Annotated in this window: 27 protein-coding genes and 2 tRNA genes; 25 read left to right on the top strand and 4 right to left on the bottom strand. The window is 66.2% G+C overall.

Annotated elements, in window-relative coordinates; all coding sequences use genetic code 11:
* The first annotated feature begins 43 nt into the window (after positions 1–43).
* From recG to ubiA, 4 genes are read left to right on the top strand one after another with little or no spacing between them, the layout of a single operon-like run.
* The gene (gene recG / locus ACFPOE_RS05970) at positions 44–2,116 is read left to right on the top strand and encodes an ATP-dependent DNA helicase RecG (RefSeq protein ID WP_376849106.1); all 2,073 of its coding nucleotides are present in this window, start codon (positions 44–46) and stop codon (positions 2,114–2,116) included.
* Positions 2,117–2,164: 48 nt separating this feature from the next.
* Complete coding sequence (locus ACFPOE_RS05975; protein ID WP_376849107.1) at positions 2,165–3,118, top strand: LysR substrate-binding domain-containing protein; 954 nt, start codon at positions 2,165–2,167, stop codon at positions 3,116–3,118.
* 59 nt (positions 3,119–3,177) lie between these two features.
* Positions 3,178–4,071, top strand: coding sequence for a Dyp-type peroxidase (locus tag ACFPOE_RS05980; RefSeq protein ID WP_376849108.1), 894 nt, complete (start codon positions 3,178–3,180; stop codon positions 4,069–4,071).
* Positions 4,071–4,934 carry a 4-hydroxybenzoate octaprenyltransferase gene (gene ubiA, locus ACFPOE_RS05985; protein ID WP_376849109.1) on the top strand — a complete coding sequence of 288 codons (864 nt, stop codon included), beginning with the start codon at positions 4,071–4,073 and terminating at the stop codon, positions 4,932–4,934. Before ACFPOE_RS05980 ends, ubiA begins: the two co-directional genes overlap by 1 nt.
* 2 nt (positions 4,935–4,936) lie before the next feature.
* Here ubiA and proC read toward each other — a convergent pair whose 3' ends face one another.
* Entirely contained in the window at positions 4,937–5,770 is an 834-nt protein-coding gene (proC, locus tag ACFPOE_RS05990) for a pyrroline-5-carboxylate reductase (RefSeq protein WP_376849110.1), read from the bottom strand.
* 40 nt (positions 5,771–5,810) lie between these two features.
* Here proC and ACFPOE_RS05995 point away from each other — a divergent pair, with 40 nt between their 5' ends.
* From ACFPOE_RS05995 to ACFPOE_RS06090, 20 genes are all read left to right on the top strand, one after another.
* The gene (locus ACFPOE_RS05995) at positions 5,811–7,403 is read left to right on the top strand and encodes a glycerol-3-phosphate dehydrogenase/oxidase (protein ID WP_376849111.1); all 1,593 of its coding nucleotides are present in this window, start codon (positions 5,811–5,813) and stop codon (positions 7,401–7,403) included.
* Between the two features lie 143 nt (positions 7,404–7,546).
* Positions 7,547–7,915, top strand: coding sequence for a 50S ribosomal protein L14 (gene rplN, locus ACFPOE_RS06000; protein WP_048438475.1), 369 nt, complete (start codon positions 7,547–7,549; stop codon positions 7,913–7,915).
* Between the two features lie 10 nt (positions 7,916–7,925).
* On the top strand, positions 7,926–8,246 hold the full coding sequence (gene rplX / locus ACFPOE_RS06005) for a 50S ribosomal protein L24 (RefSeq protein ID WP_376849112.1): 321 nt from the start codon (positions 7,926–7,928) through the stop codon (positions 8,244–8,246).
* 2 nt (positions 8,247–8,248) lie between these two features.
* A complete protein-coding gene (gene rplE, locus ACFPOE_RS06010; protein WP_376849113.1) occupies positions 8,249–8,788 on the top strand; it encodes a 50S ribosomal protein L5 in 540 nt (179 codons plus the stop codon).
* A gap of 9 nt (positions 8,789–8,797) precedes the next feature.
* Positions 8,798–9,103 carry a 30S ribosomal protein S14 gene (rpsN, locus tag ACFPOE_RS06015; protein WP_376849114.1) on the top strand — a complete coding sequence of 102 codons (306 nt, stop codon included), beginning with the start codon at positions 8,798–8,800 and terminating at the stop codon, positions 9,101–9,103.
* Positions 9,104–9,118: 15 nt separating this feature from the next.
* A complete protein-coding gene (gene rpsH / locus ACFPOE_RS06020) occupies positions 9,119–9,514 on the top strand; it encodes a 30S ribosomal protein S8 (protein WP_376849115.1) in 396 nt (131 codons plus the stop codon).
* A gap of 15 nt (positions 9,515–9,529) precedes the next feature.
* A complete protein-coding gene (gene rplF / locus ACFPOE_RS06025; protein ID WP_376849116.1) occupies positions 9,530–10,063 on the top strand; it encodes a 50S ribosomal protein L6 in 534 nt (177 codons plus the stop codon).
* A gap of 11 nt (positions 10,064–10,074) precedes the next feature.
* On the top strand, positions 10,075–10,440 hold the full coding sequence (rplR, locus tag ACFPOE_RS06030; RefSeq protein WP_376849117.1) for a 50S ribosomal protein L18: 366 nt from the start codon (positions 10,075–10,077) through the stop codon (positions 10,438–10,440).
* A gap of 18 nt (positions 10,441–10,458) precedes the next feature.
* The gene (gene rpsE, locus ACFPOE_RS06035) at positions 10,459–10,977 is read left to right on the top strand and encodes a 30S ribosomal protein S5 (protein WP_376849118.1); all 519 of its coding nucleotides are present in this window, start codon (positions 10,459–10,461) and stop codon (positions 10,975–10,977) included.
* Positions 10,978–10,994: 17 nt separating this feature from the next.
* Positions 10,995–11,180, top strand: a complete 186-nt coding sequence (rpmD, locus tag ACFPOE_RS06040; protein ID WP_376849119.1) for a 50S ribosomal protein L30 — start codon at positions 10,995–10,997, stop codon at positions 11,178–11,180.
* 20 nt (positions 11,181–11,200) lie between these two features.
* On the top strand, positions 11,201–11,653 hold the full coding sequence (gene rplO, locus ACFPOE_RS06045) for a 50S ribosomal protein L15 (protein ID WP_376849120.1): 453 nt from the start codon (positions 11,201–11,203) through the stop codon (positions 11,651–11,653).
* A 30-nt stretch (positions 11,654–11,683) separates the two neighbouring features.
* Positions 11,684–13,003 carry a preprotein translocase subunit SecY gene (secY, locus tag ACFPOE_RS06050; RefSeq protein ID WP_376849121.1) on the top strand — a complete coding sequence of 440 codons (1,320 nt, stop codon included), beginning with the start codon at positions 11,684–11,686 and terminating at the stop codon, positions 13,001–13,003.
* Between the two features lie 11 nt (positions 13,004–13,014).
* Positions 13,015–13,233, top strand: coding sequence for a translation initiation factor IF-1 (gene infA, locus ACFPOE_RS06055; RefSeq protein WP_007869286.1), 219 nt, complete (start codon positions 13,015–13,017; stop codon positions 13,231–13,233).
* Positions 13,234–13,313: 80 nt separating this feature from the next.
* Complete coding sequence (gene rpmJ / locus ACFPOE_RS06060; RefSeq protein ID WP_011481465.1) at positions 13,314–13,427, top strand: 50S ribosomal protein L36; 114 nt, start codon at positions 13,314–13,316, stop codon at positions 13,425–13,427.
* A 24-nt stretch (positions 13,428–13,451) separates the two neighbouring features.
* Entirely contained in the window at positions 13,452–13,817 is a 366-nt protein-coding gene (gene rpsM / locus ACFPOE_RS06065) for a 30S ribosomal protein S13 (protein ID WP_376849122.1), read from the top strand.
* Positions 13,818–13,835: 18 nt separating this feature from the next.
* Positions 13,836–14,240, top strand: coding sequence for a 30S ribosomal protein S11 (gene rpsK / locus ACFPOE_RS06070; protein ID WP_013902952.1), 405 nt, complete (start codon positions 13,836–13,838; stop codon positions 14,238–14,240).
* A gap of 123 nt (positions 14,241–14,363) precedes the next feature.
* Positions 14,364–14,987, top strand: coding sequence for a 30S ribosomal protein S4 (gene rpsD / locus ACFPOE_RS06075; protein WP_376849123.1), 624 nt, complete (start codon positions 14,364–14,366; stop codon positions 14,985–14,987).
* A gap of 135 nt (positions 14,988–15,122) precedes the next feature.
* The gene (locus tag ACFPOE_RS06080; protein ID WP_376849124.1) at positions 15,123–16,112 is read left to right on the top strand and encodes a DNA-directed RNA polymerase subunit alpha; all 990 of its coding nucleotides are present in this window, start codon (positions 15,123–15,125) and stop codon (positions 16,110–16,112) included.
* A 65-nt stretch (positions 16,113–16,177) separates the two neighbouring features.
* A complete protein-coding gene (gene rplQ, locus ACFPOE_RS06085) occupies positions 16,178–16,570 on the top strand; it encodes a 50S ribosomal protein L17 (protein WP_376849125.1) in 393 nt (130 codons plus the stop codon).
* 32 nt (positions 16,571–16,602) lie between these two features.
* Positions 16,603–16,679: transfer RNA gene (locus ACFPOE_RS06090), tRNA-Met, on the top strand.
* A gap of 73 nt (positions 16,680–16,752) precedes the next feature.
* Here ACFPOE_RS06090 and ACFPOE_RS06095 read toward each other — a convergent pair.
* Positions 16,753–17,559, bottom strand: coding sequence for a 2-keto-4-pentenoate hydratase (locus tag ACFPOE_RS06095; RefSeq protein WP_376849126.1), 807 nt, complete (start codon positions 17,557–17,559; stop codon positions 16,753–16,755).
* Between the two features lie 31 nt (positions 17,560–17,590).
* Positions 17,591–17,666, bottom strand: a tRNA-Arg gene (locus ACFPOE_RS06100).
* A gap of 130 nt (positions 17,667–17,796) precedes the next feature.
* Here ACFPOE_RS06100 and ACFPOE_RS06105 point away from each other — a divergent pair.
* Entirely contained in the window at positions 17,797–18,702 is a 906-nt protein-coding gene (locus tag ACFPOE_RS06105) for a c-type cytochrome (protein ID WP_376849127.1), read from the top strand.
* A gap of 44 nt (positions 18,703–18,746) precedes the next feature.
* Here ACFPOE_RS06105 and ACFPOE_RS06110 read toward each other — a convergent pair whose 3' ends face one another.
* Entirely contained in the window at positions 18,747–19,277 is a 531-nt protein-coding gene (locus ACFPOE_RS06110) for a DUF2946 family protein (RefSeq protein ID WP_376849128.1), read from the bottom strand.
* Positions 19,278–19,311: the final 34 nt, after the last annotated feature.

Genomic DNA, 19,311 nt, shown 5'->3' on the forward strand with positions numbered 1-19,311 from the left:
GCCCCGTTCCAAGAAGAAGGACGAGAGAAGGCAGAATTGTCCCATGCCCTTGTCCCCGGCTCTTTCGGCCCCGCAGAAAGCATTGCTCAAGCTGGGGCTGGGCCGCGACATCGACCTGGCGCTGCACCTGCCGCTGCGCTACGAGGATGAAACCCGGATCGTCCCGCTGCGCGGCGCCCGCGAGGGCGACACGGTGCAGATCGAGGGCACCGTCACCGTGTGCGAGGTCGCTTTCCGGCCGCGCCGCCAGCTGGTGGTGACGCTGCAAGACGACCAAGGCGACAGCTGCGTGCTGCGCTTCTTCAGTTTCTATCCCTCGCAGCAAAAGGCGCTGGCGGTGGGCACCCGGATCCGCGCCCGCGGCGAGCTCAAGGGCGGCTTCCTCGGCTGGCAGATGGTGCATCCCGTTTGCCGCCCGGCCGAAGGCGAGCTGCCGCAGGCGCTGACGCCGGTCTATCCGACCTCGGCCAGCCTGCCGCAGAACTACCTGCGCAAGGCGGTGCTGGGCGCGCTCAAGCGCGCCGACCTGTCGCCGACGCTGCCGGCGGCGGTGGACCAGGAAATGGGGCTGCAGCCGGGATGGGACCTGCGTCGCTCGCTGGGCTTCCTGCACCAGCCGACGCCGGAGGTGTCGCTGGCCGCGCTGGAAGACCGCAGCCATCCGGCCTGGCAGCGGCTCAAGGCCGAGGAGCTGCTGGCGCAGCAACTGTCGCAGCTGCAAAGCAAGCGGGAGCGCGCCGCGCTGAGCGCGCCGGCGCTGCGTGCAGCCGCTGCCGGTTCGCTGCCGGAGCAGCTGCTGGCGGCGCTGCCGTTCCAGCTCACGCGCGCCCAGCACCGGGTCAGCGAGGAGATCGCCCGCGACCTCGGCCGCGAGCTGCCGATGCACCGGCTGCTGCAGGGCGACGTCGGCTCGGGCAAGACGATCGTCGCCGCGCTGGCGGCAGCCATCGCGATCGAGGCCGGCTGGCAGTGCGCGCTGATGGCGCCCACCGAGATCCTGGCGCAGCAGCACTTCGGCAAGTTGATCGGCTGGCTCGAACCCCTGCTCGCGCCGCGCGGCCAGCGGGTGGCCTGGCTGACCGGCAGCCAGAAGAAGAAGGAGCGCGCCGAGATGCTGCAGCTGGTGGCCAGCGGCGAGGCGGCGCTGGTGATCGGCACCCACGCCGTGATCCAGGAGCAGGTGCAGTTCCGCAACCTGGCGCTGGCCATCATCGACGAGCAGCACCGCTTCGGCGTGGCCCAGCGGCTGGCCTTGCGCAGCAAGCTGGTCGACGCGCTGCGGGAGCCGCACCTGTTGATGATGACGGCCACGCCGATCCCGCGCACGCTGGCCATGAGCTACTACGCCGACCTGGACGTGTCGACGATCGACGAGCTGCCGCCCGGCCGCACGCCGGTCGTCACCAAGCTGGTCGCCGACAGCCGTCGCGACGAGGTGATCCAGCGCATCCGCGGCCAGCTGGCGCAGGGCCGGCAGGTTTACTGGGTCTGTCCGCTGATCGAGGAAAGCGAGGCACTGGACCTGACCAATGCCACTGCGACGCATGAAGCGCTGGGCGCGGCGCTGCCGGGCGTGATGATCGGCCTGCTGCATTCCCGCATGCCGCCGGCGGAGAAGAGGGCCGTGATGGCCCTGTTCACCAGCGGCCGGATGGGCGTGCTGGTGTCGACGACCGTGATCGAGGTCGGGGTCGACGTGCCCAACGCCTCGCTGATGGTGATCGAGCACGCCGAGCGCTTCGGCCTGTCGCAGCTGCACCAGCTGCGCGGCCGGGTGGGGCGCGGCGCCGCTGCCTCGGCTTGCGTGCTGCTCTATTTCTCCGGCGAGGGCGGCCGGCTGGGGGAGACGGCGCGCTCGCGGCTGCGCGCCATGGTGGAGACCAGCGACGGCTTCGAGATCGCCCGGCGCGACCTGGAGATCCGCGGCCCGGGCGAATTCCTCGGCGCGCGCCAGTCGGGCGCTGCGCTGCTGCGCTTCGCCGACCTGGCGACCGACACCGACTTGCTGGAGGCGGCGCGCCGGCTGGCGCCGGTGCTGCTGGACCGGCATCGCGAGCTGGCGGAAAGACACGTCGCCCGCTGGCTGGGCGGGCGCCAGGACTACCTCAAGGCCTGAAGCGCAAGCTGATCAGGCCGGTGCGGGATGCGCGACAATCGACGGCTCATGACGCTTACGGAACTCAAGTACATCGTTGCGGTGTCGCGGGAAAAGCACTTCGGCAAGGCGGCCGAGGCCTGCTTCGTCTCGCAGCCGACGCTGTCCGTGGCGATCAAGAAGCTCGAAGAGGAGCTCGAGGTCAAGCTGTTCGAGCGCAGCGCCAACGAAGTGACGGTGACGCCGCTGGGCGAGGAGATCGTCCGGCAGGCGCAGAGCGTGCTGGAGCAGGCTGCCAACATCAAGGAGATCGCCAAGCGCGGCAAGGACCCGCTGGCCGGCCCGCTCAAGCTTGGCGTGATCTACACCATCGGCCCCTACCTGCTGCCGGACCTGGTGCGCCAGGCGATCGACCGCTCGCCCCAGATGCCGCTGATGCTGCAGGAGAACTTCACCATCAAGCTGCTGGAGATGCTGCGCACCGGCGAGATCGACTGCGCCATCATGGCCGAGCCTTTCCCCGATACCGGCCTGGCGATCGCGCACCTGTACGACGAGCCCTTCCTGGCGGCCGTTCCGGTTACCCATCCCCTGGCCAGCCGCAAGACGATTACGGCCCAGGAGCTCAAGAGCGAGACGATGCTGCTGCTCGGCACCGGGCATTGCTTCCGCGACCACGTGCTGGAGGTCTGCCCGGAGTTCGCCCGCTTCTCCAGCGACGCCGAAGGCATCCGCAAGAGCTTCGAGGGCTCGTCGCTGGAGACCATCAAGCACATGGTGGCCGCCGGCATGGGCGTGACGCTGGTGCCGCGGCTGTCGGTGCCCAAGGACGCGCTCGAGCCGAAGGGGAAAAGGCGGCGCGACGACCAGGCCTTCGTCAAATACATCCCGTTCGACGGCGACCCGCCGACCCGGCGCGTGGTGCTGGCGTGGCGCCGCAGCTTCACCCGCTACGAAGCCATCGCCGCGCTGCGCAACGCGGTCTACGCGTGCGAGCTGCCCGGGGTGAAGCGCCTCTCCTGAGCCCCCCGCGGGGCGTGGCGCGGCTCCAGTGGCCGGCCGGCGGCGACTAATATTGGCGCATGAGCCCTGCACAACCCGGCATCCTCGAACGCGTGCCCCCGGCGGCGCGCTATGTCTCCTTCAGCATCGGCACCGAGGCCGGCGCCATGTCGGCGCTGCCGGAAGCGCTCGGGCGGCTGGCCACCGCGGCCGATGGCAAGGGCCTGGTGGTGGGCATCGGCCCGGGGCTGGCGGCCGCGCTCGGGGCGACGGTGCCGGGCTTGGGCGAATTGCCGCCGATCGGCGGCCGCGGCGTGCAAGTGCCGTCCACGCCCATGGCTCTGTGGTGCTGGCTGCGCGGAGAGGATCGCGGCGACCTGCTGCACCTGTCGCGCCGGCTGGTGGCGCTGCTGCATCCGGCGTTCAAGCTGGGCCAGGTGGTCGATGCGTTCCGGCACGGCACCGGCCGCGACCTGACCGGCTACGAGGACGGCACCGAGAATCCCGAGGGCGAGCTGGCGCAGCAGGCGGCGCTGGTCCATGGCGCCGGGCCGGGGCTGGACGGTTCGAGCTACGTGGCGGTCCAGCAGTGGGTGCACGACTTCGACGCATTCGACCGGCTGGGCGAGGCAGACCGCGACCACCATGTCGGCCGCCGGCTGTCCGACAACTTCGAGCTGGAGGATTCGCCGACCTCGGCCCACGTGAAGCGCACGGCGCAGGAAAGCTTCGAGCCGCCCGCGTTCATGCTGCGCCGCTCCATGCCCTGGACCATGGGCATGCAGAGCGGCCTGATGTTCGTGGCCTTCGGCAACTCGCATCGCGCGTTCGAGGTGCAGATGCGCCGCATGGCCGGCGAGGAAGACGACGTGGTGGATGCGATGTTCCGGATCTCCCGACCGGTCAGCGGCGCCTATCTGTGGTGCCCGCCGCTGGCGCAGGGCCGGCTCGACCTGCGGCAACTCGGGCTGTGATGGCGTCCGCCTCCAGGGTCCGGCTCTACCTCGACCTGATCCGCTGGGACCGGCCGGCCGGCTGGCTGTTGCTGCTGTGGCCGACGCTGTCCGCGCTGTGGATCGCCGCCAGCGGATTTCCGGGCTGGCACCTGCTGGTGGTGTTCACGCTGGGCACCTTCCTGATGCGCAGCGCCGGCTGCTGCGTCAACGACGTCGCCGACCGCGAGTTCGACAAGCACGTGAAGCGCACCGCGCAGCGGCCGGTGACCAGCGGCGCGCTGTCGGTCCGGCAGGCGCTGCTGTTCGGCGCGGTGCTGGCGCTGCTGGCCTTCGCGCTGGTGCTGACCACCAATGCGGCCGCCATCGCCTGGTCGTTCGCGGCGCTGGCGATTTCACTGGCCTACCCCTATGCCAAGCGCTACGTGTCCATGCCGCAGGCGGTGCTGGGCGTGGCCTTCAGCTTCGGCATCCCGATGGCGTTCGCCGCCGTGCAGTCGCGGGTTCCCTTGCTGGCATGGGTGCTCTTGCTGGGCAACCTGTTCTGGGTGCTGGCGTACGACACCGAATATGCGATGGTCGACCGCGACGACGACCTGCGGATCGGCATGAAGACCTCGGCCATCACACTGGGAAGGGCCGACGTCGCCGTCGTGATGTGCTGCTACGGCGCCTACCTGGCGATCTGGAGCGGCGTGTTGCTGCAGCGGATGGCGCCGGCGGTGGTGGCGGGCGCGATCGCGCTGGCGGGGGCGCAGGCCGCCTGGCACTTCGCGCTGATCCGCGACCGCAGCCGCGAGGGCTGCTTCAAGGCCTTCCGCCTGAACCACTGGCTGGGCTTCACCGTGTTCGCCGGCGTCGTCGCCGGCTACGCGCTGCGCTGAATTCAGGCGCCGAATTCGTCGCCCAGTTCCCTGGCGCGGGTGTTCGCGGCGTGCAAGGCCTTGGCGAACAGCGCCTGGACCTGGTCTTGCTCCATCGAGGCGATGGCGGCGTAGGTGGTGCCGCCCTTGGAGGTCACCCGCTGGCGCAGCACCTCGGGCGCCTCGTCGGATGCCCGGGCCAGTTCGGAGGCGCCCACGAAGGTGCCGACGGCCAGCTGGTGCGCCTGCTGCGGCGACAGGCCCATCTCGACGCCGGCCTTGGTCATCGCTTCCAGGAAGAAGAAGACGTACGCCGGGCCGGACCCGGACAGCGCCGTCACCGCATCGAGCTGTTTTTCGTCCTGCACCCAGAGCGATTCGCCGGTGGTGGCGATCACCTGTTCGACCAGGTCGCGATCGGCTGCCGTCACCGCCGGCCGCGCGAACAGCGCCGTCATGCCCTTGCCGACCAGCGCCGGCGTGTTGGGCATGGAGCGCACGATCCGCTCGGTGCCGAGCCACGCCGCGATGCTGTCCGAACGGATGCCGGCGGCGACGCTCAGGTGCAGTGCTTTGCCCGTATGGCTGCGGGCCTGCAGCGCCGCCTGCTTGAAGGTCTGCGGCTTGACCGCCCACACCACCAGCTGGGCGCGGCCAAGCGCCGGACCGGCGTGCTCCTGCGCCTGCACGCCGAACTGCGACTGCAGGCGCAGGCGCGCCTCGGCGAACGGCTCGACCACCTCGATCTGGGCCGGCGCGAGGCCCTCGCGGAGCAGGCCGCCGATGATGGCGCTGGCCATGTTGCCCCCGCCGATGAAGGCGATCGCCTGCTGCCCGATTGCGGTGATGGTGCTCATGCCCGGAAGTCTAGCGTCGGGAGTCGGCGAAAATCGCCGCATGACCCGACAGGACCTGCTCGCCCGGCTTTCACAAACGACAACATGGGACGTGGCGATCATCGGCGGCGGCGCCACCGGGCTCGGGGTGGCACTGGACGCAGCCGCCCGGGGCTTCTCGGTGGTGCTGCTGGAATCGCACGATTTCGCCAAGGGCACCTCCTCGCGGGCCACCAAGCTGGTCCACGGCGGCGTGCGCTACCTCGCGCAGGGCAACATTTCGCTGGTGCGCGAGGCGCTGCACGAGCGCTCGAACCTGCTGCGCAATGCGCCGCACCTGGCCCAGCCGCTGGCCTTCGTCATGCCTTCCTACAAGTTCTGGGAAACGCCGTTCTATGGCGCCGGGCTGAAGGCCTATGACGCGCTGGCCGGCAAGGCGGGCCTGGGGTCGACCGAATTCCTCTCGCGCAGCGAGACGCTGGCGCTGCTGCCCACCCTGCGCCGCGAGGGCCTCAAGGGCGGGGTCAAGTACTGGGACGGCCAGTTCGACGACGCCCGGCTGGCCGTGGCGCTGGCGCGCACCGCTGCTGCCCGCGGCGCCCTGGTCGTCAACTACTGTCCGGTCGACGGCCTGGTGCATACGGGCGGAAAGGTCAGCGGACTGCGCTGCCACGACAGCGAAACCGGGCAGGCGTTCGAGCTGCAGGCACGTTGCGTCATCAACGCAGCCGGGGTGTGGGTGGACGCGCTGCGCCAGCTCGACGGCGAAGCCATCGGCCGCCCGGTCCGGCCGATGGTGGCGCCCAGCCAGGGCGTGCACATCGTGGTGGACCGCGACTTCCTGCCCGGCACCCACGCGCTGATGGTGCCCAAGACGGCCGACGGCCGGGTGCTGTTCGGCGTCCCCTGGCTGGGAAAGCTGATCCTGGGGACGACCGATACGCCGCGCGGCGACCTGCCGCTGGAACCCCGCCCGTTCCAGGAGGAGCTGGACTTCATCCTGGGCGAGTCGGCGCGCTACCTGGCGCGCGCGCCACAGGCGGCGGACATCCGCAGCATGTGGGTGGGGCTGCGGCCGCTGGTCAAGCCGCAGGACGAAGACGGCCAGAACACCAAGAAACTCAGCCGCGAGCACACCGTGCTGGCCAGCGCCAGCGGCCTGGTCACGGTGACCGGCGGCAAATGGACCACTTACCGGGCGATGGCCGAGGACGTGCTCCAGACCTGTTTCGACGAGGGCCTGCTGTCAAGGGTTGCGGCAGGAGTGACCGCAAACTTGACTTTGATCGGCGGCGATGGCCCGGCGGGAGGCCGGCGCCCGATCAGCGAGCCGCAAGGCTCTCATACATATGGAAGCGAGCAGGCTGCCCTGCGGGAATTGCCCGGGGCCGCCCGCCTGCTGGGCGGGGGCCTGACCGAGGCGATGGTCCGCTTTGCGGCGCGGCGCGAATATGCCCGGACGGTGGAGGATGTGCTGGCCCGGCGCTGGCGCCTGCTGTTCCTGGACGCCCGCCTGGCGGCCTCGCTGGCGCCCCAGGTCGGCGCCATCCTGCAGGAGGAAACGGGCTCGGAGCCCCGCGTGGACGAGTTCCAGGAGCTGGCTGGGCTCTACCTGTCGTTGCCGGCCCAAGCAGATCAGTTGACAGGTCGATAACCATTTGCCATAATCGCAGGCTGCGCTTTTTATCGAGCGCAGTATCTTGCCCAAAGGAAACGCCGTGAGTGGTTCACGGCGCCGACGACGGGCCCAAGACTGATCCGCAGCCTGCTGCGGATACAAGTTGGGAATATTGAAAAATGATCCAGACAGAATCCCGGCTCGAAGTCGCCGACAACACCGGCGCGAAGTCCGTCCTATGCATCAAGGTGCTGGGCGGTTCCAAGCGTCGCTACGCCAGCGTGGGCGACATCATCAAGGTCAGCATCAAGGAAGCCGCTCCGCGCGGACGCGTCAAAAAAGGCGAAGTCTATAGCGCAGTGGTCGTCCGCACCGCCAAGGGCATCCGTCGCAGCGACGGCTCCCTGGTCAAGTTCGACGGCAATGCCGCCGTTCTTCTCAACAACAAGCTGGAGCCCATCGGCACCCGCATCTTCGGCCCGGTCACGCGCGAACTGCGCACCGAGAAGTTCATGAAGATCGTGTCCCTGGCCCCCGAAGTTCTCTAAGGACGCGTTCATGAACAAGATTCGCAAAGGCGACGAAGTCATCGTGCTCGCGGGCCGTGACAAGGGCAAGCGGGGCAAGGTCTCGCTGCGCAAGGACGACTCGCACCTGATCGTCGACGGCATCAACATGGTGAAGAAGCACACCAAGCCGAACCCGCTCAAGGGCGCGACCGGCGGCATCGTGGAAAAGGCAATGCCGATCCACCAGTCCAATGTCGCTATCTACAACGCCGCGACCGGCAAGGCCGACCGCGTGGGCATCAAGCTGCAGGACGGCGGGAAGAGCATTCGCGTCTTCAAGTCCAGCGGCGAAGAAATCAAGGTGGCATGACCATGGCACGTCTTCAACAGGTTTATCGCGAAAAGATCGTTCCCGAGCTGACCAAGCAGTTCGGCTACAAGTCGCCGATGCAGGTCCCGCGCCTGACCAAGATCACCCTGAACATGGGTGTCTCGGAAGCGGTCGCCGACAAGAAGGTCATGGACAACGCAGTTGGCGACCTGACCAAGATCGCCGGCCAGAAGCCGGTCGTGACCAAGGCCAAGAAGGCCATCGCGGGATTCAAGATCCGCGAAGGCCAGGCCATCGGCACGATGGTGACGCTGCGCGGCGTCAAGATGTACGAGTTCCTGGACCGTTTCGTCACCGTGGCCCTGCCGCGAGTGCGCGACTTCCGCGGCATTTCCGGCCGCGCCTTCGACGGCCGCGGCAACTACAACATCGGCGTGAAAGAGCAGATCATTTTCCCCGAGATCGAATACGACAAGGTCGATGCCCTGCGCGGTCTCAATATCAGCATCACCACGACGGCCAAGAACGACGAGGAGGCCAAGGCGCTTCTCGCTGGCTTCCGTTTCCCGTTCAAGAACTGAGGGTGCACCGTGGCTAAAGTAGCTTTGATCCAGCGCGAACTCAAGCGCGACAAACTGGTCGCCAAGTACGCGACCAAACACGCCGAGCTGAAGGCGATCGCCAGCGACCTCAAGCGCAGCGAGGAAGAGCGCGCAGCCGCCCGCCTGGGCCTGCAGAAGATTCCCCGCAACGCGAACCCGACCCGCCAGCGCAACCGCTGCGCGATCACCGGTCGCGCCCGCGGCACGTTCCGCCAGTTCGGTCTGGTGCGCCACAAGATCCGCGAACTTGCCTTTGCAGGGGACATCCCCGGCATGGTCAAGGCCAGCTGGTAAGGCAGGAGACATTAAATGAGCATGAGTGATCCCATTGCCGACCTGCTGACGCGCATCCGCAATGCGCAGATGGTGGCCAAGCCCACGGTGTCGGTGCCCTCTTCCAAGGTGAAGATTGCCATCGCGCAGGTGCTGAAAGACGAAGGCTACATCGACGGCTTCCAGGTGAAGACCGAAGACGGCAAGTCCGAGCTTGAAATCGCGCTGAAGTACTACGCCGGCCGCCCGGTGATCGAGCGCATCGAGCGCGTGAGCCGTCCCGGCCTGCGCGTTTACAAGGGCCGCGATGCCATTCCCCAGGTCATGAACGGCCTGGGCGTGGCGATCGTCACCACCCCCAAGGGCGTGATGACCGACCGCAAGGCGCGCGCTACCGGTGTCGGTGGCGAAGTGCTCTGCTACGTGGCTTAAGGGAAGGAACCAAAAATGTCCCGAGTCGGAAAAATGCCGGTCGCCGTCCCGCAAGGCGTGGATGTGTCGATCAAGGAAGACCAGATCAACGTGAAGGGCACCGGCGGCACGCTGTCGCTGCACCTGAACAGCCTGGTCAAGGTGACGAGCGAGGGCGGCAAGCTGTCCTTCGCTCCGGCCAACGAGTCGCGTGAAGCGAACGCCATGAGCGGCACCATGCGCCAGCTGGTGAACAACATGGTGGTCGGCGTGACCAGGGGCTTCGAGAAGAAGCTGTCGCTGGTCGGCGTGGGTTACAAGGCCCAGGCCCAGGGCGCCAAGCTGAACCTGACGGTGGGCTACTCGCACCCCGTCAACAAGGACATGCCCGCTGGCATCACGGTGGCAACCCCGACCCCGACGGAAGTCGTGATCAAGGGTGCCGACCGCCAGCGCGTTGGCCAGGTGGCCGCTGAGATCCGTGCAATCCGTCCGCCCGAGCCCTACAAGGGCAAGGGGATCCGATATTCGGACGAGAAGATCACGATCAAAGAGACCAAGAAGAAGTAAGGAACGCAATCATGTTGACCAAAAAAGAGCAGCGTCTGCGTCGTTCGCGCCAGACCCGCATCCGGATTGCGACTCAGGGTGTTGCGCGCCTGACGGTGAACCGCACCAACCTGCACATCTACGCGACCGTGATCTCCGAAGACGGCAGCAAGGTGCTGGCCACGGCCTCGACGGCCCAGGCCGACCTGCGCAAGTCGCTCGGCGGCGCGGGCAAGGGCGGCAACACCGCCGCCGCCTCGCAAGTGGGCAAGCTGATCGCCGAGAAGGCCAAGGCCGCCGGCGTCGAGAAGGTTGCATTCGACCGCGCAGGTTTTGCGTACCACGGCCGCGTCAAGGCGCTGGCCGAAGCGGCCCGCGAAGCCGGCCTGCAGTTCTAACGGACACGGAAAGACATCATGGCAAGAATTCAGGCAAAGCCCCAAGGTGAAGGTCCCGAAGACGGGATGCGCGAGAAGATGATCGCGGTCAATCGCGTGACCAAAGTCGTGAAGGGCGGCCGGATCCTCGGTTTCGCCGCTCTGACGGTGGTCGGCGACGGCGACGGCCGGGTGGGCATGGGCAAGGGCAAGTCGAAGGAAGTGCCGGCGGCCGTGCAGAAGGCGATGGAAGAATCCCGCCGCAACATGATGAAGGTCACGCTGAAGAACGGCACGATCCACCACAACGTCTCCGGCCAGCACGGCGCAGCCCGCGTGATCATGTCGCCCGCCCCGCGCGGCACCGGCATCATCGCCGGCGGCCCGATGCGCGCGGTGTTCGAAGTGATGGGCATCACCGACATCGTGGCCAAGAGCCACGGCTCGACCAACCCGTACAACATGGTTCGCGCCACGCTGGATGCACTGAAGAATGCGCACACGCCTTCCGAAGTGGCGGCCAAGCGCGGCAAGTCGGTCGAAGACATCTTCGCCTGACCGCAAGGAGCACAGACATGGCAACCAAACAGAAAACCGTGAAGGTCCAGCTGGTTCGCAGCCCGATCGGCACGAAGGTGGACCACCGCGCCACCGTGCGCGGCCTGGGCCTGCGCAAGCTCAATAGCGTCAGCGAGCTGGAAGACACGCCCGCCGTGCGCGGCATGATCAACAAGATCGATTACCTGGTCCGCGTTCTCTGAACCCGGCTGAAAGCAAGACGATGGAACTCAATGGCATCAAGCCCGCAGCGGGCTCCAAGAAAAACCGCCGCCGCGTCGGCCGCGGCATCGGTTCCGGCCTGGGCAAGACGGCAGGCCGTGGCCACAAGGGCCAGAAGTCGCGTGCAGGCGGCTACCACAAGGTCGGCTTCGAAGGCGGCCAGATGCCGCTGCAGCGGCGCCTGCCCAAGCGTGGCTTCAAGTCGCACCTGCTGAAGTACAACGCCCAGGTCACGCTGGAAGCGCTGGAGAAGCTCGGCGCCGCCGAAGTGGACATGATGTCCCTGAAGCAGGCCGGCCTGATCCCCGAGATCGCCAAGGTCGTCAAGGTCATCAAGACCGGCGAACTGAAGCTGGCCGTCAAGCTGACGGGCATCTATGCGACCGCTGGTGCCAAGGCTGCAATCGAAGCTGCCGGTGGCAGCGTCGAAGCAGCCGTCGGCAAGCAGGCCTGATCTTTTCTGGACGAATGAAGGAACCATCGAGTGGCAACTAGCGCAGCCCAAATTGCAAAGACCGGCAAGTTCGGCGACCTGCGTCGCCGGCTGGTCTTCCTGCTGCTCGCGCTGGTCGTTTACCGCGTGGGCGCCCACATTCCCGTCCCCGGCATCAACCCGGACCAGCTCGCGCAGCTGTTCAAGGGCCAGCAGGGCGGGATCCTGAGCCTGTTCAACATGTTCTCGGGCGGGGCGCTGTCGCGCTTCACCGTGTTCGCGCTGGGCATCATGCCGTACATCTCGGCCTCGATCATCATGCAGCTGCTCACCTACGTCGTGCCGACGTTCGAGCAGCTCAAGAAAGAGGGCGAAAGCGGCCGCCGCAAGGTCACGCAATACACCCGCTACGGCACGCTGGGCCTGGCCCTGTTCCAGTCGATGGGCATCGCCCTGGCGCTGGAAGGCTCGGCCGGCCTGGTGCTGAACCCGGGCTTCGGCTTCCGCATGACGGCGGTCGTCAGCCTGACGGCCGGCACCATGTTCCTGATGTGGCTGGGCGAGCAGATCACCGAGCGCGGACTGGGCAACGGCATCTCGATCCTGATCTTCGCCGGCATCGCCGCGGGCCTGCCCAACGCGATCGGCGGACTGCTGGAGCTGGTGCGCACCGGCGCGATGAGCATCCTGGTGGCGCTGCTGGTGGTGACGCTGATCGCCCTGGTGACCTACTTCGTGGTGTTCGTGGAACGCGGCCAGCGCAAGATCCTGGTCAACTACGCGCGGCGCCAGGTCGGCAACAAGGTGTATGGCGGCCAGTCGTCGCACCTGCCGCTGAAGCTGAACATGGCCGGCGTGATCCCCCCGATCTTCGCCTCGTCGATCATCCTGCTGCCGGCGACGGTGGTCGGCTGGTTCGCCACCGGCGACCGGATGCGCTGGCTCAAGGACATCGCCGGCACGCTGACCCCGGGCCAGCCGATCTACGTGATGCTGTACGCCAGCGCCATCGTGTTCTTCTGCTTCTTCTACACGGCCCTGGTGTTCAACAGCCGGGAGACCGCGGACAACCTGAAGAAGAGCGGCGCCTTCATCCCGGGCATCCGTCCGGGCGAGCAGACGGCGCGCTACATCGACAAGATCCTGGTGCGGCTGACGCTGGCCGGAGCGATTTACATCACCTTCGTCTGCCTGCTGCCCGAGTTCCTGATCCTCAAATACAACGTGCCGTTCTATTTCGGCGGCACCTCGCTGCTGATCATCGTGGTGGTCACCATGGACTTCATGGCCCAGGTGCAGAACTATCTGATGTCGCAGCAATATGAATCGCTGCTGAAGAAAGCCAATTTCAAGACCTCCCTGGGCGGCTAGAGAACAAGAAGATGTCGAAGGACGATGTCATCCAGATGCAGGGTGAGGTTGTGGAGAACCTGCCGAACGCGACCTTCCGCGTGAAGCTGGAAAACGGGCACGTGGTGCTCGGACATATTTCAGGAAAGATGCGGATGCACTACATCCGGATCCTTCCGGGTGACAAGGTCACCGTGGAGTTGACGCCCTACGACTTGTCGAGGGCACGGATTGTGTTCCGGGCTAAGTAATTGCCTGGTGCCGGACCAACAAGCGTAAGCGGTTGCTCGGGCACCTCTGATTGGACGAGTTTAGGTTTTAGGAGAACGACATGAGAGTTTCGGCTTCGGTCAAGAAAATTTGCCGCAACTGCAAAATCATCCGCCGCAAGGGCGTTGTCCGCGTGATCTGCACCGATCCGCGGCACAAGCAGCGCCAGGGCTGATCGCAAGAGTAATAGAGGACGAAAATGGCACGTATCGCTGGCATCAACATTCCGCCGCATCAGCACGCCGAGATTGGCCTGACGGCTATCTTCGGCATTGGTCGCACCCGCGCTCGCATGATCTGCGAAGCCACCGGCATCCCGTACTCCAAGAAGGTCAAGGACCTGACGGACGGGGATCTGGAAAAGATCCGCGACCAGATCGCGCAGTTCACGATCGAAGGCGACCTGCGCCGCGAGACGACGATGAACATCAAGCGCTTGATGGACATCGGCTGCTACCGGGGCTTCCGCCATCGGCGCGGCCTGCCGATGCGCGGCCAGCGCACGCGCACCAACGCCCGCACCCGCAAGGGACCGCGCAAGGCCGCCCAGGCACTGAAGAAATAATCGGGAAAGAGAACAGTCATGGCAAAAGCTCCCGCCAATAACGCCGCACAACGCGTGCGCAAGAAGGTTCGCAAGAACGTGTCCGATGGCGTCTGCCACGTGCACGCGTCCTTCAACAACACGATCATCACGATCACCGACCGCCAGGGCAACGCCTTGAGCTGGGCGTCTTCGGGCGGCCAGGGCTTCAAGGGATCGCGCAAGTCGACCCCCTTCGCAGCCCAGGTGGCTTCCGAAGTGGCCGGCCGTGCCGCCATCGAGCAGGGCATCAAGAACCTGGACGTCGAGATCAAGGGCCCCGGCCCGGGTCGCGAGTCGTCGGTTCGCGCACTCGCTGCGCTGGGCATCCGCATCACGTCGATCGCCGACGTGACGCCGGTCCCGCACAACGGCTGCCGCCCGCAGAAGCGCCGTAGGATTTAAGTTCGAGGACACGGTTTGCGCAAGCAAACCGTGTTTACCTCCGTTGTGAAGCCCACCGCCGGCGGCCACAGGCCACCGGCTCCCGCAGCAATAGGCTGCGGCAGATGATGTAAAGGAAGCAAAGTGGCACGTTACCTCGGCCCCAAGGCCAAACTCTCCCGCCGTGAAGGCACTGACCTGTTCCTCAAGAGCGCCCGCCGCTCGATCGCGGACAAGGCCAAGTTCGACTCCAAGCCCGGCCAGCACGGCCGCACTTCCGGCCAGCGCACGTCCGATTACGGCCTGCAGCTGCGCGAGAAGCAGAAGGTCAAGCGGATGTACGGCATCCTGGAGCGCCAGTTCCGCAAGTACTTCACCGAAGCCGACCGCCGCCGCGGCAACACCGGCGCCAACCTGCTGTTCATCCTCGAGTCCCGCCTGGACAACGTGGTGTACCGCATGGGCTTCGGCTCGACCCGCGCCGAGGCGCGCCAGCTGGTGTCGCACAAGGCGATCACCGTCAACGGCCAGCCGGTCAACATCCCGTCGTACATGGTCAAGACCGGCGACGTGATCGCCGTGCGCGACAAGTCCAAGAAGCAGAACCGCATCGTCGAGGCGCTGCAGCTGGCGCAGCAGGTCGGCATGCCGGCCTGGGTCGAGGTGAATGCCGACAAGGCCGAAGGCGTCTTCAAGAAGGTGCCGGACCGTGACGAATTCGCCGCCGACGTCAAGGAAGCGCTGATCGTGGAGTTGTACTCGAGGTAAACAAGGAGAAAACGAGGCTGCTTCGCAGCGCTCGTCCTTGGATGTTTTTTAGTTCCTTGCCGTGGGGCACCGCGGCGGGGCACTTCACCAGCCTTACCGGTGTAACGAGCCGGGGGTATTGAGAGGAAGTCCTGCATGCAAACCAATTTGCTGAAACCCAAAGCCATCAACGTCGAGCAACTGGCGCCCAACAAGGCCAAGGTGACGCTCGAGCCGTTCGAGCGTGGCTATGGCCACACGCTGGGCAACGCCCTGCGTCGCGTGCTGCTCTCATCGATGGTCGGCTATTCGGCAACCGAAGTCACCATCGCCGGCGTCCTGCACGAGTACTCGTCGATCGACGGCGTCCAGGAAGACGTCGTTTCCATCCTGCTGAACCTCAAGGGCGTGGTCTTCAAGCTGCACAACCGCGATGAAGTCACCCTGAGCCTGCGCAAGGACGGCGAAGGCATCGTCACCGCCGCCGACATCCAGACGCCGCACGACGTCGAGATCATCAACCCCGACCACGTCATCGCCAACCTGTCGCAGGGCGGCAAGATCGACATGCAGATCAAGGTCGAAAAGGGCCGTGGCTATGTGCCGGGCACGATGCGCCGCTACGCCGACGAGCCGACCAAGTCGATCGGCCGGATCGTGCTGGATGCGTCCTTCTCGCCGGTCAAGCGCGTGAGCTACACGGTCGAAAGCGCCCGCGTCGAACAGCGCACCGACCTGGACAAGCTGGTCGTGGAAATCGAGACCAACGGTGCCATCACCGCCGAAGACGCAGTGCGCGCCTCGGCCAAGATCCTGGTGGAGCAGCTGGCGGTGTTCGCGCAGCTCGAGGGCAGCGAACTGGCCGCCTTCGACCAGCCGGTGCAGCGCAGCTCGCAGCAGTTCGACCCGATCCTACTGCGCCCGGTGGACGAGCTGGAACTGACGGTGCGTTCGGCCAACTGCCTGAAGGCCGAGAACATCTATTACATCGGCGACCTGATCCAGCGCACCGAGAACGAGCTGCTCAAGACCCCCAACCTGGGTCGCAAGTCGCTCAACGAAATCAAGGAAGTTCTTGCCTCGCGTGGGCTCACGCTCGGCATGAAGCTCGAGAGCTGGCCTCCGGCTGGCCTCGATAAACGTTAAACACAACCTGGTGAACTGGCAGTACCTGACACGGCTGCCTTTTAAGACAAGCAAAGGAACACACCATGCGTCACGGACACGGCCTACGTAAACTCAATCGCACGAGCGAGCACCGCCTCGCGATGCTGCGCAACATGATGAATTCGCTGCTGGAGCACGAAGTCATCAAGACCACGGTCCCCAAGGCCAAGGAACTGCGCCGCGTCGTCGAACCCATGATCACGCTGGCCAAGGTGCCGACGCTGGCCAACCGCCGGCTCGCCTTCGACCGCCTGCGCGATCGTGACATCGTCACCAAGCTGTTCAACGAACTGGGCCCGCGCTACAACGCCCGTCCCGGCGGCTACACCCGCATCCTGAAGATGGGTTACCGCGTCGGCGACAACGCGCCGATGGCGCTGGTCGAACTGGTGGACCGTCCCGAGATCGCCGAAGCGGATGTCCCTACTGCTGAATAAGCAGACGGGGAAGGTATATAATTCAATCTTGCCGCGCGATGGAGCAGCCTGGTAGCTCGTTGGGCTCATAACCCAAAGGTCGCAAGTTCAAATCTTGCTCGCGCAACCAACAAAGAGCCTAAAAAACTCTGCAAAAAAAGCCCACTTTCAGGTGGGCTTTTTTGTTTCCGCGTCTTGCTGCGTCAGTCGACCGCCAGATGCACTTCGCCAAGGCCCGGCAGGCTGAAGGCGACGCGGTTGCCGGCCACCGGGAACTGCGACTTGACCAGGCTTCCCGTGGTGACGATGTCGCCGCCGTGCAGCGGCAGCCCGCGTGCTGCCAGATGGTTGGCCAGCCACGCCAGCGCATCGAGCGGATGGCCCAGCACATCGCGGCCGCTGCCGCGGCCCACTTCGCGCCCGTCGATCATGGCCACTCCCTGCAGCGCCTGGATGCCGTCCGCATCCATCCCCGCCACCGGATCGCCAAGCACCAGGCCCTGATTCCATGCGTTGTCGGCGATCAGCGTCAGCACCGACCGGTTCAGGCTGGCGTAATCGGCCTGGCGGTCGTCGGCGATCTCCAGCGCCGGGTAGGCGAACTTCACATGTTCCAGGATGGTGGCGCCGGTCCAGGCGTTTGCACGCACGGGCAGATCGCGGGCCAGTTCGAATGCAATCTCGAATTCGACGATCAGCCGCACGTAATCGCGCGAATTCAGCGAGTGCCCCGAGCGATACAGCTGGTCGGCGAGCAGGCGGCCGGAGACCGAATCCTGGAAGCCCACCATGTCGCGCATCGCTGGCGTCGTGATCGCGATCTTGTAGCCGGCTAGCGTGGCCTGGCGCTGCTCGCGCAGCTGGGCGACGTAACTGTCCTGGATGCGGTAAGCCGCCGGGGTGTCCGCTGGGGCGAGCGCGCCGGCCAGCGCGCGGAAGGTTTCGCGGGCCGCATGCTGGCGAAGCAGCTCCGCTGCGGATGCGTATGCTGGGGCGGAAGGCGCGGTCATGCTGCGAGGCATCCGGAAGGAGATGAATTGCTGGTGCGGCTGGCGGGGATCGAACCCACGACCCTTGGCTTCGGAGGCCAATACTCTATCCACTGAGCTACAGCCGCACTGAAAACAGCAGGCTGCATTATCCCTCAAGCGCGCCGCGTTCTCGCGCACGTTCATGCATCTCAATTCGCGCTGGAGGGGCTGGCTATAATCGAAGGTTGATTTCACGCCCGAATTTTTGAGGACGCCATGAGCGATACGACGCAGGAAGAGGCCCACACAGGCCCCATCAGGACACCCGGGCAGCTGCTGCTGGCGGTGTTTTTCTCTTTCGTGATTCCGATTTTCGGGGTCATCGGCCTCGTCTATTACGTCGTCTCGGAAATCAAGCCATCGGGTGACGCGCACGTGGAGAGTTACTCTCTGGCGGGCGTCGGTGCCGACGACCTGCAGAAGGGCGTGATGGCGCGCATCCAGAAGGTCGGCTCGGTGGAAATCCGCGACCCCAACCGCCCGCTCAAGACCGGCGAGGAAGTGTTCAAGGCCCAGTGCACGACCTGCCACTCCACCGGCGCGGCCGGCTCGCCGAAGTTCGGCGATGCGGCAGCCTGGGGCCCGCGCATCCGCACCGGCTTCGAGGCGCTGGTGAATTCCGCACTGCACGGCAAGGGCGCGATGCCGGCCCAGGGCGGCGGCGATTTCGACGATGTGGAGGTCGCCCGCGCGGCGGCTTACATGGCCAACGCGGCCGGCGCCAATTTCCCCGAACCCCAGCGCGCTGCCACCACGGCCGCAGCGCCTGCTGCCCCAGTGGCAGCGGCGGTGCCCGTGGTCGCAACTGCCGGTGCGATGGCAGCCGCTCCCGCCGCAGCGCCGGCCCCGGCGGCCGCGCCCGCCACCCAGGTTGCAGCAGCCAGCGGCGGCGGCGAGGCGCTGTACAAGCAAGCCTGCTTCGCCTGCCATGCCACCGGTGCGGCGAATGCGCCGAAATTCGGCGACAAGGCCGCCTGGGCGCCACGCATCGCGCAAGGCATCCCCACGCTGGTCCAGCACGCCATCGCTGGCAAGGGCGCGATGCCGCCCAAGGGCGGCACCAACGCGTCCGAGCCCGAGATCCGCGCCACCGTGGAATACATGGTGAACGCGGCGAAGTAATCCTTCGCAACCCGCAAAAAAAAGGCCGGTCTTCCGGCCTTTTTCTATTGCTGCGCCTGCAGCGCCTGCGGACTTCGCACGAAGCCGAAACGCCGCGGCAGCGTATCGGCAAGCAGCTCCAGCGGCGTCCAGGCCCGGCGCTCCACGGCATCGGCTGCCTGCTCCATGTCCATGGTGTGGATCAGGCCGAAGCCGAGATCCGTTTCCAGGTAAAGGCGGCCCTGTTCGTCCAGGACGCAGGCGCTCGCGACGGCGGCGCGGCCGCTGTGCGATGTAACGCTGCCGTCCGCGGCCAGCCGCCACACCCAGGGCGCCGCTTCCAGTTCCACGTACACGCGCTGCGGTCCGTTCTGGAAGAACCAGCAGCCGCGGTCGTCGGCTTCGTAGTTGCGTTGGATGAAGTCCACCAGCTTCTCGTGCTTGAGCAGCGAGCCCTTGTTCTGCGCGAACGGTCCGGCGGCCTGGATGCGGTCGTCGCGCATGTACCAGTTGCCGCGGGCATCCAGCCCGAGCCAGCCGTAGCAGTGGGGAACGTTGGGCCATTTCGCGATGGCCTGGCGCACGATGTCGTCCATGCCGACGATTATGGAGTTCGCCGTCCACAAAAAC

The organism is Caenimonas terrae (assembly GCF_042655405.1).
GTDB classification, from domain to species: domain Bacteria; phylum Pseudomonadota; class Gammaproteobacteria; order Burkholderiales; family Burkholderiaceae_C; genus Ramlibacter; species Ramlibacter terrae_A.

What these genes read in the sequence shown, in the direction of transcription:
- infA (WP_007869286.1), top strand. Translation starts at nt 13,015, where the DNA reads ATGTCGAAGGACGATGTCATCCAGATGCAGGGTGAGGTTGTGGAGAAC.
- ACFPOE_RS06105 (WP_376849127.1), top strand. Translation starts at nt 17,797, where the DNA reads ATGAGCGATACGACGCAGGAAGAGGCCCACACAGGCCCCATCAGGACA.
- rplR (WP_376849117.1), top strand. Translation starts at nt 10,075, where the DNA reads ATGTTGACCAAAAAAGAGCAGCGTCTGCGTCGTTCGCGCCAGACCCGC.
- ACFPOE_RS05980 (WP_376849108.1), top strand. Translation starts at nt 3,178, where the DNA reads ATGAGCCCTGCACAACCCGGCATCCTCGAACGCGTGCCCCCGGCGGCG.
- rpmD (WP_376849119.1), top strand. Translation starts at nt 10,995, where the DNA reads ATGGCAACCAAACAGAAAACCGTGAAGGTCCAGCTGGTTCGCAGCCCG.
- rplE (WP_376849113.1), top strand. Translation starts at nt 8,249, where the DNA reads ATGGCACGTCTTCAACAGGTTTATCGCGAAAAGATCGTTCCCGAGCTG.
- rpsM (WP_376849122.1), top strand. Translation starts at nt 13,452, where the DNA reads ATGGCACGTATCGCTGGCATCAACATTCCGCCGCATCAGCACGCCGAG.
- ACFPOE_RS06110 (WP_376849128.1), bottom strand. Translation starts at nt 19,277, where the DNA reads ATGGACGACATCGTGCGCCAGGCCATCGCGAAATGGCCCAACGTTCCC.
- ACFPOE_RS06095 (WP_376849126.1), bottom strand. Translation starts at nt 17,559, where the DNA reads ATGACCGCGCCTTCCGCCCCAGCATACGCATCCGCAGCGGAGCTGCTT.
- rplX (WP_376849112.1), top strand. Translation starts at nt 7,926, where the DNA reads ATGAACAAGATTCGCAAAGGCGACGAAGTCATCGTGCTCGCGGGCCGT.
- rplN (WP_048438475.1), top strand. Translation starts at nt 7,547, where the DNA reads ATGATCCAGACAGAATCCCGGCTCGAAGTCGCCGACAACACCGGCGCG.
- rpsE (WP_376849118.1), top strand. Translation starts at nt 10,459, where the DNA reads ATGGCAAGAATTCAGGCAAAGCCCCAAGGTGAAGGTCCCGAAGACGGG.
- ACFPOE_RS05975 (WP_376849107.1), top strand. Translation starts at nt 2,165, where the DNA reads ATGACGCTTACGGAACTCAAGTACATCGTTGCGGTGTCGCGGGAAAAG.
- proC (WP_376849110.1), bottom strand. Translation starts at nt 5,770, where the DNA reads ATGAGCACCATCACCGCAATCGGGCAGCAGGCGATCGCCTTCATCGGC.
- rpmJ (WP_011481465.1), top strand. Translation starts at nt 13,314, where the DNA reads ATGAGAGTTTCGGCTTCGGTCAAGAAAATTTGCCGCAACTGCAAAATC.
- rpsK (WP_013902952.1), top strand. Translation starts at nt 13,836, where the DNA reads ATGGCAAAAGCTCCCGCCAATAACGCCGCACAACGCGTGCGCAAGAAG.
- ACFPOE_RS05995 (WP_376849111.1), top strand. Translation starts at nt 5,811, where the DNA reads ATGACCCGACAGGACCTGCTCGCCCGGCTTTCACAAACGACAACATGG.
- rplF (WP_376849116.1), top strand. Translation starts at nt 9,530, where the DNA reads ATGTCCCGAGTCGGAAAAATGCCGGTCGCCGTCCCGCAAGGCGTGGAT.
- rplQ (WP_376849125.1), top strand. Translation starts at nt 16,178, where the DNA reads ATGCGTCACGGACACGGCCTACGTAAACTCAATCGCACGAGCGAGCAC.
- ubiA (WP_376849109.1), top strand. Translation starts at nt 4,071, where the DNA reads ATGGCGTCCGCCTCCAGGGTCCGGCTCTACCTCGACCTGATCCGCTGG.
- rpsH (WP_376849115.1), top strand. Translation starts at nt 9,119, where the DNA reads ATGAGCATGAGTGATCCCATTGCCGACCTGCTGACGCGCATCCGCAAT.
- recG (WP_376849106.1), top strand. Translation starts at nt 44, where the DNA reads ATGCCCTTGTCCCCGGCTCTTTCGGCCCCGCAGAAAGCATTGCTCAAG.
- ACFPOE_RS06080 (WP_376849124.1), top strand. Translation starts at nt 15,123, where the DNA reads ATGCAAACCAATTTGCTGAAACCCAAAGCCATCAACGTCGAGCAACTG.
- rplO (WP_376849120.1), top strand. Translation starts at nt 11,201, where the DNA reads ATGGAACTCAATGGCATCAAGCCCGCAGCGGGCTCCAAGAAAAACCGC.